Genomic DNA, 12,478 nt, shown 5'->3' on the forward strand with positions numbered 1-12,478 from the left:
TCAACGCCCGTCGAGCTTGAACAGGCGGCGCGCATTGGTGCGGCCGATCTTTACCCGGTCAGCCTCGGCGATGGTCGTCGCGTTGAACCAGTCGGAGGCGTGGTCGATATTCTCAAAGGGCCAGTCCGTGGAAAACAGGATGCGATCCGCACCGATTTCCAGAATGGCGTCGATCAGCGTCTGGGTGCGGAAATTGCCCGAGGTGGTGATGTGGAAATTCTCGTTGAAATAATCCACGAAACGGCGCTTGGCCGGATAACGCGGCGGCAGCTTCACCCAGGCATTACGATGATCGATGCGCCACATCATGTAGGGCAGGCCCTCGCCCATATGCCCGAGAATGATGTTGAGACGCGGATGCTCGTCGAACAGGCCGGACGCCATCAGACGCAACGCGTGCACGGCCGTTTCCTGCGCGAAAGCCCAGGTGGGGCCGAGCAGCCAGGGATGGCCGTCATAGATGCGCGAATCCTGCGGCAGCGGGTTGCGCGGATGCAGGTAGAAGGGCACATCGAGCTTTTCCACCTCGCCCCAGAATGGGCGATATTGCGGCAGGTCGTAATAAAGCGGCGTCTGGCCATCGCCCTCCTGGCTGAAACCATTGACGAGCGCGCCGACGAAACCGAGATCGTTGACGCAGCGCTGTAGCTCCTGCGTCGCCGCGTCAGGGTCCTGCAATGGCAGGGCTGCGAAGGCGAGGAAACGATCCGGCCGCCTGGCGCATTCTTCGGCGAGGACGTCGTTCGCTCGCCGCGCGATCTCGATCGCCTTCTTCCTGTCGGGAATGGCCTGCACCGCCGGCGCGTTCAGCGACAGGATCATGGTTTCGATGCCATGCGCATCCATCAGCTTCAGGCGCGTATCCTGAATGTCGAGCAGGCGGTGCTGCAATTCCTTCCAGTAGTCGCCGGGTACGAACCCGGCCGAATCCTGAAGCGTTTCCGGGATTGCGAAATGCTCCTCGAGAGCGACCTTGCCTTGCATGTGGTTTCCTCCGAATTCACTCTATGATTTGCCGCCCGAGAGGCGATCAATATTGGCCCTTGGGTTCCAGCCCGAGCATGCTCTGGCCGATCATGGTGCCCACGGCGTCCCAGTTCATGCTGATATGGCGGCCGACCGCGTTCGCATCCCGCCAAGCCCGCTGCACCGGGTTGGAAAGATCGAGCCCGACGCCGCCGGTGGAATCGTTGAGCGCCTGCACGGCGCGCAGGGCGAGAGACACCGCAAAGGACTGGCCGCGACGGCTGAGAAGGCGGTCATCCACCGTAAATTCCGCCCGGCCTTCGATCCTTGCCTGCGAGAGCGCCTGTGCGCGGGCAACATCGCGCAGCAATATTTCGCAAGCCGCATCGACGCTGGCCGCTGCTTCCGCGACGCGCAGCTGGATGGTCGGAAATTCGGCCATGCGATTATTGCCGCCCGCCACCGCACCGCGCGTCACCCGGCCGCCGACGTGATCGACATAGGCAGCAAGCGCGCCCTTGGCCGCACCGACGCCTGCCGCCGCGAGACAGGAGGGAATGCCGGTCAGCAGCGGCATGTTGAACAGACCTTCCTCTGCATAATATTTTCCACCGGGCGTCTTTCCGCTGGTGGCGTCCGGAAAGGTCAGAACCCGGTGTTTGGGAACGACGACATCGTCGAGAACGAGCGTCTTGGAACCCGTGCCGGCCAGGCCGACCACGTGCCAGGTGTCTTCAATCACATATTGCCCGGCGGGAACGAGCAGGAAGGCCGGAACCGGCTTTCCTTCCCCCTGCGGCGGCAGGATGGCGGCGCAGAGGGACCATTGCGCGTTTTCGCAGCCCGAGGCGAAAGCCCATTTGCCGCTGAGGCGGTAACCGCCATCGGCGAGCTCCGCCATCTTTACCGGCGCATAGGAGCCGCACAGCAGTGCATCGGGGTTTTCGCCCCAGACATCGGCCTGCGCCTCTTCCGGAAACATCGCCAGCAGCCATTGATGGGCCGACAGCAGGCCAGCGACCCAGCCGGTCGACGCACAGGCGGCCGAAAGCTCGATATTGGCCTCGACGAGCTCGGCGAAGTCACCGCCCTTGCCGCCGAAGGCGCGGGGCTTGACGATATCGAAATACCCGATGCCACGTAGCGCCTCGATGTGGCTGGCAGGAACGCGCCGGGCCTCCTCCGTCTGCCGGGCGCTCGCCCGGAAAAGATCGGCTATGCCGGTAACGCGGCTTGCGAGGCGGGCACGCGGGTTCGTTTGCGCCGGCAGCGGCGCATGGCTCATATCGTTCATGATTGTCTCCTTGCGGACTTTACTGGCCGGACTTTACCGGCCGGATGTTGCTGGCCGGAGGTTATCCCGCCGGGATTATCTGGGCGGCGATGATCAGGCGGGCAGGCTCGCGGGGCTTGCGGCGCAATATTGGGCGTTTTCGTAAAGCAACGGCCGTGTCGTCTCGCTGACATCGGCCGAGACAACCTGCCCGATGAAGACGGTATGGGTTCCGTAAGGCATGGCCGCGACCCGGCGGCAGGCGATGGCGGCATGGGCCGTGGGCAGATAGAGAACGCCATTGTCGTGGCGCTGCCATTGACCGTCGCGAAAACGCTCTTCCGGCGACACCTTGCCGCTAAAGGCATCCGACAGGGCAATCTGATCCTGCGTCAGCACATTGACGATGAAATCGGGTCGGCACAGCAGCAGTTCATGCAGCAGGGTGCGATTGTTCAGGCAAACCAGCAGGGACGGCGGCTCCATCGAGACCGAAGTGACGGCCGTGACCGTCATGCCGTGATCGCGCTGATCACCCGAAGCACAGGCCGTGATAACCGTCACAGTCGCCGGAAAACGACGCATTGTTGAACGGAAATTCTGACCGACGCCTTCAGGCGCAAGGCTACTCAGGCCAAACAATGCTGATGTCATGAGATCCTCCCAAATCCTGCATTTTTATTTATTTGCGTTTGCAACGTTTGTCAATGCAAATGTTGTTTGTCATTTTTTGTGCAGGGGAGAACGCCGCATTCCCCCGTCTTATGGGGCGAAGCTATTGAAACGGATGGATTGTGCCGGTACAGCCGATAGGCGCACATCAGCATCTGCGCAGATGGTTCTCAAACGGGGATTTGCTCGTGTCCTATCAATTCACCGATTCGGTACCCTACCTGCTCAACTGGGTGGGCGTTCGGCTTGGCGAGCGCTTTTCGGTAAGACTGGCCTCCTATGACATCACCCTGCCGATGTATCGCGTGCTGGCGACGCTGCGGCAGCAGGAGAGCAAGACGCTGACCGAGCTTTCAGACATGGTATCGGTGGAGATTTCCACGCTGTCCCGGCTTGTGGGGCTGATGGTCCGGCGTAACCTCGTCAGCCGCGAACGGCCGCTCGACAATGCGCGCATCGTGCGCATCACCCTCACCCCGAAGGGCGAGGAACTGGCCGACGAACTCATGCCCATCGCCGCCATGTTCGAAAAAACCGCAATCGAAGGCCTCGACCCGGCCGAAGTGAAACTCTTCAAAAGCATACTGCGCCATATCGGCCGCAACATTGCCGGCCTCTGATACCGATAGCCGGCGAACTAGCGCCCGGCGGCTGTATCGCGGTTTTCAACGGTGGCGCGTAGCGTTCCGGCCACCTCCAGACGCGCACGGTCAAAACTTCGGGGAAATACCGCCGACAGGGCACGCCCCGGGACAGCGCCATATTGCAATACGATGTCATTGGCTTCGCGCACCACAAACCAGAGATTCGGATAGCGCCGTTTAAGTTCCGTCAGCTCCGGCGTCGCCGGAAGTTGCGGCCTGCCCTGTCCATCCTAGCACATCGCGCCGGCGCAGGGCTTCAAGAAGCGCGCGCGCCATTTCGGGTTCATCCTCAAGAAGCAAGATTCGCAATGACTTCCCCCGGAAATGGATTCTTGCCATCCCCACCACTGGTCGAGAAATGTTGCAGCTACATTGCAAGAGGGCGGGCAGACAATTCGACTTCTACCACCTTACAGCAACAGCAGATAAGCCGACGGCATTGCGTGCGTTGTACGCTGACGTCACTCCGGAAATCTCACAGTTGCGCCGTTGCAGACCTGTACCCGTGTCTCGCATAAAACCGGTCAAGCTCACGCTGCTGCGGCATCTCACCGGTATAGATGGCGATATAGTCGGGAATCCTCTGCATCCGCACCGCAACAGCTTCCTCGGACTGCATGGAAATGTAGCCAATCTGCACCAGATAGGTGGTCCGGGCACGCACATCCGCCGTGTTTTCATTGTGGCCGAACCGCACGAACATGCGTGCAAGCGCCGTCATTCTCATCTCGTCGGCCTTGCGAACCTCCGCAAGAATCTCGTCGGACTGAAGGGCCCAGCTTCGAACGGCGAATTCAAATCTGCTGTCGAAAAGCGCGGGATCCAGCCAGCAGTCGAAAACATTCAGCATGGCTTCGGCCAGCGTCTCGGCATAGGCTTCGGATTGCCGGACGATGCTTCCGGTATTTTTTTCCCGCCAGCGGGCGACAAGCGCGGCCAGCAATTCCTCCCGGTCCTTGAAGAACCAGTAGAAGCTCGTGCGCGACAGATTTAGCTTTTTCGCCAAAGGCAGGATTTTGACGGAATCCACCCCCGATTCCAGCAAAGCCTGATAGGCGGCCTCAAGCCACCCCTCCTGCGATCCACGCCAGCCGGTGTCGTTCAATGTCGCTTCCATGACGCGTTCGTAGCAAATCGGTCTCTTCGCGACAAGCGGGATGTACACTCATGTCAAAAGGAAAGACAATTGTGTTTTGTAAATTGACACAAGTGTACATTCCCGCTTAGCCTTGAGACAGAAACCCTTTTGGAGCAGGCTATGTCGAGCGATCCCCTTCTTCAGCCTTACCAGCTAAAACACCTCACACTGCGCAACCGCATCATCGTCACCTCGCACGAACCCGCCTATCCCGAGGACGGCATGCCGAAGGGGCGTTACCGCGCCTACACGGTGGAGCGGGCAAAGGGCGGCGTTGCGCTCACAATGACGGCCGGCTCCGCCGCTGTCTCCAGGGACAGCCCGCCCGTCTTCAACAACCTGCTCGCCTACAAGGATGAAATCGTCCCGTGGATCCGGGAAATGACCGACGCCGTGCATGAAGAGGGTGCGGCTATCATGATCCAGCTCACGCATCTCGGCCGCCGCACCCGCTGGGACAAGGGCGACTGGCTGCCGATCCTTGCGCCATCCCATCACCGCGAAGCGGCGCATCGGGCTTTTCCCAAGAAGATCGAGGACTGGGATATCGAGCGCATCATCAAGGACTTCGCCGACGCCGCCGAACGCATGAAGGCGGGCGGAATGGACGGGGTGGAGCTGGAAGCCTATGGCCATCTGATCGACCAGTTCGTCTCGCCGCTGACCAACGAACTGGACGGCCCCTATGGCGGCCCGCTTGAAAACCGCATGCGTTTCTGTCTCGACGTTTTCAGGGCGATGCGCGAACGCGTGGGCGACGATTTCATCCTCGGTGTCCGCTATACCGCCGACGAATGTCTTGAGGGCGGCACCGGGAAGGCAGAAGGCATCGAAATCGCCAGACGCCTGAAGGACAGCGGCCTGATCGATTATCTCAATGTCATCAGGGGTCATATCGACACCGACCCGGGCCTGACCGACGTCATCCCCATTCAGGGCATGGCCAATGCACCGCATCTCGATTTCGCCGGTGAAATCCGCGCCGTGACCAGTTTCCCGACATTCCACGCCGCCAAGATCCCCGATGTCGCCACCGCGCGCCACGCCATCGCCGCCGGCAAGGTGGACATGGTGGGCATGACCCGCGCCCACATGACCGATCCGCATATCGTGCGCAAGATCATGGAAAAACGCGAGGAAGATATTCGCCCCTGCGTGGGCGCCAATTATTGTCTCGACCGTATCTATCAGGGCGGTCTCGCCTTCTGCATTCACAATGCGGCAACGGGTCGTGAGGAAACCATGCCGCACGAGATACCCAAGGCGGCGGAACGCCGGAAGGTGGTGATCGTCGGCGCCGGACCGGCCGGGCTCGAGGCCGCGCGCGTCTGTGCCGAACGCGGCCATGAGGTCGTCGTGTTCGAGGCCGCCAACAATCCCGGCGGCCAGATCCGGCTGACGGCGCAAAGCGAACGCCGCCGTGAGATGATCGGCATCATCGACTGGCGCATGAGCCAGTGCGAGAGACTGGGCGTTACCTTTCACTTCAACAACTGGGCCGAAGCGGACACGGTTCTTTCGGAGAACCCTGACGTGGTCATCATCGCCACCGGCGGCTTGCCGCATACCGATGTACTTTCCAGCGGCAACGATCTCGTCGTCTCGGCATGGGATATCATTTCAGGAGACGTCAAGCCGGGAACGAATGTACTGGTTTTCGACGATGCCGGCGATCATGCCGGTCTGCAAGCCGCCGAATTCCTTGCAAAAGCGGGGGCGAAGGTGGAGATCATGACGCCCGACCGCGCCTTCGCCCCGGAAGTCATGGCCATGAACCTCGTTCCCTATATGCGCTCGCTGCAGAAACACGATGTGACTTTCACCGTTACCTACCGGCTGGAAGCAGCGGAAAGAAACGGCAACCAGCTCATTGCCCATGTCGGCAGCGATTATGGCGGCGTGGCCAAAGCGAGAACCGTCGATCAGATCGTCGTCAACCACGGCACGATCCCGCTGGACGACCTTTATTTCGAACTCAAACCCGGTTCGAAAAACCTCGGGGAAATCTCCTACGACGCCCTGCTTGCGGGAGCCGCCCAAGCGGTCGAGCGCAACCCGGAAGGCGCCTACCGGCTCTTCCGGATCGGCGATGCGGTCGCCGCACGCAATACCCATGCGGCGATCTACGATGCGCTTCGTCTGGCAAAGGATATTTGAGACCCGCCTTCCCGACAGACAGAGGCAGAACAAATCTGCCTCTGTCTCGATGTAATCCTGAGGGCAGGAGCGGCTTCAAGCCTGAATCAAGGCAATGCCCCTGTTCTTGAACCCCAGCGTCACATCGCTCGCCGCCGGCAGGCTGGTCTCAACAGCATGGTCGACAATGAAAAGCGTACCGATATCGGTTTCCACCTCATATTCAACGTGACCGCCGAGATAGGCGCTGTGCAGCACCCTTCCGGCAAGCCCCGGCCCGCCAGGTTGCCCGATGGAAATCGAGCCGGGGCGGACCGCAAGCTCTGCGGGACCCGGCCGGGCGTTGCGGGCCGCGACCCGATGATCGATCCCCCCGACGCGGATCAGCGCATCGGCGCCCTCAACGCCAATGACCTCGCAACCGACGACATTCGCCTCACCCATGAAATCGGCGATGAAAGCGGAGGCCGGGGCCTCGTAAAGATCGCGTGGCGCACCCGACTGGGCGATTTCGCCATCCTTCATCACGATGATCCGGTCGGAAACAGCGAGCGCCTCATCCTGATCATGCGTGACATAGACGGCAGTAAAGCCAAGCCGCTGCTGCAATTCGCGGATTTCGGTGCGGACCCGGCGGCGAAGGCGGGCATCGAGGTTGGAAAGCGGCTCGTCCAGCAGCAGCACCTGCGGCTCGAGCACAAGAGCGCGGGCAACCGCCACGCGCTGCTGTTGGCCGCCGGAAAGTTCGGCAGGCAGGCGGTGGCCCATGCCGGCAAGGCCGACGAGCTTCAGCCCCTCTTCCGCCCTTTCCCGCGCTTCCGCCTTGCGCAGCCCGGAGGATTGCAGACCATAGGCGACATTGTCGAGCGCCGTCATATGCGGGAAAAGCGCATAGGACTGGAAGACCATCGAGACATCGCGCTCATTGGCGGGCAGCATGGTCACATCCTTGTCGCCAATGAGAATACGGCCCGAGGTCGGATGCTCGAGGCCCGCCAGCATGCGCAGCGTCGTCGTCTTGCCGCAGCCGGAGGGACCGAGCAGGGTTACAAGCGTGCCGGGCTCGATGGTGAGCGACAGGTCGGGAATGGCGGTGAAGGCGCCGAAGGTCTTGCGGACATTCTGAAAGGTGACGGAGCCGGGCTTTACCGAAATCATGCGGTTTTCTCCTGAGCGAGAGGAACGGAGGAAGCGGAAGGCAGGCCGGCGACGCGGTTTTCGCGCCGCAGGCGACGCTCGCCGACAATGAGCTGGAAGCCTGTGATGACGGTGATCATCACCACGATCAGCATGGAGGAATAGGCAATCGCCACCCCATATTCGCCGTTCTCGACAAGGCCGACGATATAGGAGGTCGCCATGTTGTATTCGGCGCTGACGAGGAAGATGACAGCGCTGATGGAGGTGATGGCGCGCACGAAGGAATAGACCAGTGCGGCCGTGATTGCGGGCCTCAAGAGCGGCAGGATGACCTTGCGGATGGTGCGGAAACTATTGGCCCGCAGCGTCAGCGAGGCTTCGTCGAGGCTCTTGTCCAGCTGGCTCATCGCCGCAATGCCGCCGCGCACGCCGACCGGCATGTTGCGGAACACGAAGCAGGCGATCAGGATGAGCGCCGAGCCGGTCATTTCCACCGGCGGCAGGTTGAAGGCCATGATGTAGCTGACGCCGATGACCGTGCCGGGAATGGCAAAACTCATCATCAGCGCGAATTCGAACAGGTTCCGCCCGGCGAATTTCTGCCGCACGATGATATAGGCGGTCAAAAGACCGACGGCAGCGGTCAGCGGCGCGGAAACCAGTGCGATCTTCATGGTCGTCCAGAACGAATTCCAGGCGACGCCCGTCCAGGCAATCGAGCCATTGGAGAAGCTGACGGAAAAGGCGCGGACGTAGTGGTCGAGCGTCAGGGAATTGTCGAGACCCCATGTCTTCACGAAACCGCCCACAAGGATCATGCCATAAACAACGATGGTGAAGACCATCCACGGCACCACGACGGCGTGAACGCCGATGGACAGGCCGCGCGGCAGCGCGATATGCGCGCCGCTGTCACCCTTGCCTGTCACCGTCGCAAAATTCTTGCCGGCCAGCCAGAAGCGTTGGGCAAGGAAGGCCGAAAGCGTGAAGCACAGGAGGATGATCGCCAGAACCGCAGCACGCGACGGATCGTTCTGCGAGCCGACGACGGCAAAGAAGATTTCCGTCGATAGCACGCCATGGGTGCCGCCAAGCACCAGCGGATTGCCGAAATCCGCCATGCTCTCGATGAAGCCGATCAGAAAGGCATTGGCGAGACCGGGTTTCATCAGCGGCAGCGACACCCGCCAGAAGGTGCGCCAGCGGTCGGCGCGCAGCGTCTGCGAGGCTTCTTCCATCGACGGGCTGACGCCTTCAACCACGCCGATCAGCACCAGAAACGAGATGGGCGTGAAGGAAAGGACCTGCGCGATCCAGATGCCGGTCATGCCATAAAGCCAGCGACCGGGCTCAATGCCGAAGAGATAGGAAAGCCATTCGGTGACGACACCGGCGCGACCGAAAAGCAGTGTCAGGGCAAGGCCGATGACGAAAGGCGGTGTGATGATCGGCAGAACGGTGAGAAGCCGCAGGCCCTTCTTGAAGGGAAAGCGGGTGCGGGTGGCAATCAGCGCGAAGCCGAGACCGAGCACGGTCGAACCGAAGGCCGTCATCAGGGCAAGAAACAGCGTCCGCCAGGCAACGCCACAACGCTCTTCGCCCGCCACGCAACCAAGGCTCCAGATGCCGGGATCCTGAATATTGCGGATGAAGCCATCGGCATTAAAGGAGCCATCGAAATCCTGAACGGAGGCGACCAGCATGCTGCCAATCGGATAAAAGACAAAAACCGTGACGAGGAAAACCAGAACGGAAATGGCACCGACGACGAAGGCGTCGCCTTTCATGACGCCCCGCTCGGCGAGACCGAAGGCGAAAAGCAGCACGAAGACGAACGACATTACGACGGCACCGGCACCCATGGAAGGTTGGCCATCGGCAAGCATGCCGAAGAGGTTTTCGCTCACCGTCCAGCTCCAGCCGCTAAAGCCGATGGCCAGCCCCTGCAAGGCGAGGAAAACGAGCCCGGCAGCGCCGACGGCGGCAAGCAGACCGCCGCGCCGCATCGGATCACGGATGGACCGGAGAAGGCATGCGGCGAGGAAAAAGATAGCAACGCCGACCAGCCATGGTTTTCCATAGGACAATATTTGCAGCACACCGGGCGCATTGCTGGCGGAAGAGAAAAATCCGGAAAGCCAGCGGAAGCTGAAAAAGCCGCCTTCGATGCGATACCAGGGAAGAAGAATGAGGGCAAAAGCCCCGAGCGCCAGGACGATGTCCAGCCTGCGATTGCCACGTGTCATGGCCGACCTCGCTTATTTCATGCCGATGAAAGAGTGGCGGACACCCCGGCTAAAAAAGCCGGGATGCCTGTCGCCGGAGTTAAGATCAGTTGGCGACCGCACCAACTTCGCGGTCCCAGCGCTCCAGAAGCGCCTTGCGCTTGGCCGGGTCGCCATAGGTCTTGAAGTCGTAGTCGATGAGCTTGATGTCTTCGAACTTCGGCGCTTCCTTCGGCACTTCCGCCGTCTTGTTGGAGGGCAGCTGGAAGGACTTGGCATCCTTCATGCGCGACTGCACCTCCGGCGTCAGCGCCCAGTCGTACCAGGTCTTCGCGTTGTCGAGGTTGCGGGCGCCCTTGATGATCGACATGGAGCCGATCTCGTAACCCGTCCCTTCGCAGGGCGCGATGGACTTGACGGGGAAACCTTCCGCAGTCTGCGCCACCGCATCATGCATGAAGACGATGCCGAGCGCCGTTTCGCCGCGTGCCGCCGCCTTGACCGGTGCCGAGCCGGATTTGGTATATTGCGAAATATTGGCGTTGAGCTTCTTCAGATAATCAATCGCCTGATCTTCGCCCATGATCTGCACCAGCGAGGCAAGCGCCGTATAGGCGGTGCCGGACGAATTCGGATTGGCGATCTGGATTTCGCCCTTCAGTTCCGGCGCCAGCAGGTCGGCCCAGCACTTCGGCTCCTTGTAACCCTTGGACTTGAAGATTTCGGTGTTGTAGCCCCAGCCCAGCGCGCCGGCATAAACGCCGACCGTCCTGTAACCGCTGCTTTCCGCCTGCTTCACGGCCCAGTCCTGCAATTGGTCCAGCATCGGTGATTTGTATTCGAGCGTCAGGTTCTCGGACGCCGCCTGCATGTGCGGATCGCCGGTGCCGGCCCACCAGATGTCGGTCTTGGGGTTGCGGGCTTCCGCACGCACTTTGGCATAGGTCTCGCCCGAAGGCAGACGCACCATATTGACCTTGATGTCGTGTGACTTTTCAAAATCGCCCTTCATCTGTTCGCAGATGACGACATCGGCCGAGCAGATCAGGTTGAGTTCGCCCGCCGCCTGCGCGGAAACGGCGCTGAGTGCCGTGCCGGCAAAAAGCAGGGTGGAAAGTATCGTCAGTCGCATCGTTATCCTCCTGTAGTTTGCGTCTGAATTCTTGGGCCGCGCGCAGACATGGCGCTGCCGGTCGCGGCGCTCTGCGGCGCGCGCGCTGTCTTTTTCGGGATGTTGGTTTTGGCCCTACTGGGTCTGGCTCGGGTGGATTTCGCTGTCGAAGCGGCTCAATAGCCGACTTCGCTCTTCCGGCTGTCCGAAGGTGGCAAAATCGTAATCCACCATCTTGATCATCGATATGTCAGGTGCGGTCAGCGGCAATGTCGCCCGGGCGTTGGAAGGCACCTGGTTCTGGCCGGCCGCGGCCCCGGTCGCCTGCCCTTCCGGGCTCAACGCAAATTCCACGAAATCCTGCGCAAGTGCCGTATTGCGGTTGCCCTTGACGATGCTGACCGCCCCGATCTCGTAACCGGTGCCCTCGCAGGGGGCGACGATAACAAGCGGAAACCCTTCGGTCTTCTGCGTCACTGCATCATGCATGAAGGAAATTCCGATCAGGACTTCGCCCCGCGCCGCCGCCTTCACCGGTGCAGCACCCACCTTGGTATAGCCCACGACGTTCTGGTTGAGCTTCGCCACGAACCCGAAAGCTTCCTCCTCGCCGAAGAGCTGGACGAGAGTGGCCAGCATGGTGAAGGCCGTGCCTGAATAGTTCGGATTGCCGGTCAGGATATGGCCGCGATAGACATCCTTCGCCAGATCCTTCCAGCAGGTCGGCGCCGGCAGATTGTTCTTCGCAAGCAGTTCCGAATTATAGGCAAAGCCCAGCGCGCCGGCATAAATTCCCGCAGACCGCGATCCAGACATCACCGAGAAATTCTGCGCCCACGGCAGCAAATCCTGCTGATGGACAGGCCGGTATTCATCCAGCAGCCCTTCAGACCCCGCCTGCAAATGGGTATCGCCAGTACCGCCCCACCAGACATCGACAGTGGGATGGGATCGTTCGGCCCGAATCTGGTCGAGAATTTCGCCGGTGCTCTTGCGCACCATCGAAATCTCGAGACCGGCCCTGGCTTCGAAAGCCCGCTGCATGGTCACGCACCAGGCCTCGTCGACGCCGCAAAGGACGTTCAACTTCGGCTCGGCCATGCCATGCCCTGCGCCGCACAGCCATAAAGCCATGCTCGCCGCAAGTGCGGTCAATGCTTTCAATTAAGCCTC

The 12,478-nt window shown here is 60.9% G+C and carries 10 protein-coding genes and 2 pseudogenes; 2 read left to right on the plus strand and 10 right to left on the minus strand.

Annotated elements, in window-relative coordinates; genetic code table 11:
• The 3 genes from tsdA to graD all read right to left on the minus strand — a co-directional run bounded on the left by tsdA (window position 1) and on the right by graD (window position 2,893).
• Entirely contained in the window at window positions 1–984 is a 984-nt protein-coding gene (gene tsdA, locus RAC79_RS14445) for a gamma-resorcylate decarboxylase (RefSeq protein WP_059755140.1), read from the minus strand.
• A gap of 46 nt (window positions 985–1,030) precedes the next feature.
• Window positions 1,031–2,260 (minus strand): FADH(2)-dependent resorcinol hydroxylase oxygenase component, encoded by a 1,230-nt coding sequence (gene graA, locus RAC79_RS14450; RefSeq protein WP_059755142.1) that lies wholly within the window; start codon window positions 2,258–2,260, stop codon window positions 1,031–1,033.
• A gap of 93 nt (window positions 2,261–2,353) precedes the next feature.
• Window positions 2,354–2,893, minus strand: a complete 540-nt coding sequence (graD, locus tag RAC79_RS14455) for an FADH(2)-dependent resorcinol hydroxylase reductase component (RefSeq protein ID WP_020810141.1) — start codon at window positions 2,891–2,893, stop codon at window positions 2,354–2,356.
• 206 nt (window positions 2,894–3,099) lie between these two features.
• Between graD and RAC79_RS14460 the strand changes: the two genes are divergently transcribed.
• On the plus strand, window positions 3,100–3,531 hold the full coding sequence (locus RAC79_RS14460; RefSeq protein ID WP_004433168.1) for a MarR family winged helix-turn-helix transcriptional regulator: 432 nt from the start codon (window positions 3,100–3,102) through the stop codon (window positions 3,529–3,531).
• 20 nt (window positions 3,532–3,551) lie between these two features.
• Here RAC79_RS14460 and RAC79_RS14465 read toward each other — a convergent pair.
• The 3 genes and pseudogenes from RAC79_RS14465 to RAC79_RS14475 form a co-directional block, all read right to left on the minus strand.
• A pseudogene (locus RAC79_RS14465) lies at window positions 3,552–3,785 on the minus strand (sensor histidine kinase); the annotation flags it as partial.
• Window positions 3,745–3,864, minus strand: a pseudogene (locus RAC79_RS14470) (DNA-binding response regulator); the annotation flags it as partial. The pseudogenes RAC79_RS14470 and RAC79_RS14465, both read right to left, overlap by 41 nt.
• Before the next feature lie 166 nt (window positions 3,865–4,030).
• Window positions 4,031–4,672, minus strand: coding sequence for a TetR/AcrR family transcriptional regulator (locus tag RAC79_RS14475; protein WP_161987860.1), 642 nt, complete (start codon window positions 4,670–4,672; stop codon window positions 4,031–4,033).
• Between the two features lie 141 nt (window positions 4,673–4,813).
• On the opposite strand from RAC79_RS14475, the gene RAC79_RS14480 reads away from it, so the two are divergent.
• On the plus strand, window positions 4,814–6,850 hold the full coding sequence (locus RAC79_RS14480) for an NADH:flavin oxidoreductase (RefSeq protein WP_142844965.1): 2,037 nt from the start codon (window positions 4,814–4,816) through the stop codon (window positions 6,848–6,850).
• Window positions 6,851–6,925: 75 nt separating this feature from the next.
• Here RAC79_RS14480 and RAC79_RS14485 read toward each other — a convergent pair whose 3' ends face one another.
• The 4 genes from RAC79_RS14485 to RAC79_RS14500 form a co-directional block, all read right to left on the minus strand.
• A complete protein-coding gene (locus tag RAC79_RS14485) occupies window positions 6,926–7,987 on the minus strand; it encodes an ABC transporter ATP-binding protein (RefSeq protein ID WP_125145427.1) in 1,062 nt (353 codons plus the stop codon).
• Window positions 7,984–10,215, minus strand: a complete 2,232-nt coding sequence (locus RAC79_RS14490) for an iron ABC transporter permease (protein WP_142844966.1) — start codon at window positions 10,213–10,215, stop codon at window positions 7,984–7,986. Before RAC79_RS14490 ends, RAC79_RS14485 begins: the two co-directional genes overlap by 4 nt.
• A gap of 85 nt (window positions 10,216–10,300) precedes the next feature.
• A complete protein-coding gene (locus RAC79_RS14495; protein ID WP_142844967.1) occupies window positions 10,301–11,326 on the minus strand; it encodes an ABC transporter substrate-binding protein in 1,026 nt (341 codons plus the stop codon).
• A 114-nt stretch (window positions 11,327–11,440) separates the two neighbouring features.
• Window positions 11,441–12,439, minus strand: coding sequence for an ABC transporter substrate-binding protein (locus tag RAC79_RS14500; protein ID WP_142845011.1), 999 nt, complete (start codon window positions 12,437–12,439; stop codon window positions 11,441–11,443).
• Between the last annotated feature and the right edge of the window lie 39 nt (window positions 12,440–12,478).

Origin of the sequence: Agrobacterium sp. LR_9 (assembly GCF_041954855.1) — a bacterium.
Lineage (GTDB): Bacteria > Pseudomonadota > Alphaproteobacteria > Rhizobiales > Rhizobiaceae > Agrobacterium > Agrobacterium leguminum.

Bases quoted from the DNA above. Each gene is read 5' to 3' on its own strand.
- tsdA (WP_059755140.1), bottom strand. From the start codon at position 984: ATGCAAGGCAAGGTCGCTCTCGAGGAGCATTTCGCAATCCCGGAAACG.
- graA (WP_059755142.1), bottom strand. From the start codon at position 2,260: ATGAACGATATGAGCCATGCGCCGCTGCCGGCGCAAACGAACCCGCGT.
- graD (WP_020810141.1), bottom strand. From the start codon at position 2,893: ATGACATCAGCATTGTTTGGCCTGAGTAGCCTTGCGCCTGAAGGCGTC.
- RAC79_RS14475 (WP_161987860.1), bottom strand. From the start codon at position 4,672: ATGGAAGCGACATTGAACGACACCGGCTGGCGTGGATCGCAGGAGGGG.
- RAC79_RS14480 (WP_142844965.1), top strand. From the start codon at position 4,814: ATGTCGAGCGATCCCCTTCTTCAGCCTTACCAGCTAAAACACCTCACA.
- RAC79_RS14485 (WP_125145427.1), bottom strand. From the start codon at position 7,987: ATGATTTCGGTAAAGCCCGGCTCCGTCACCTTTCAGAATGTCCGCAAG.
- RAC79_RS14490 (WP_142844966.1), bottom strand. From the start codon at position 10,215: ATGACACGTGGCAATCGCAGGCTGGACATCGTCCTGGCGCTCGGGGCT.
- RAC79_RS14495 (WP_142844967.1), bottom strand. From the start codon at position 11,326: ATGCGACTGACGATACTTTCCACCCTGCTTTTTGCCGGCACGGCACTC.
- RAC79_RS14500 (WP_142845011.1), bottom strand. From the start codon at position 12,439: ATGGCTTTATGGCTGTGCGGCGCAGGGCATGGCATGGCCGAGCCGAAG.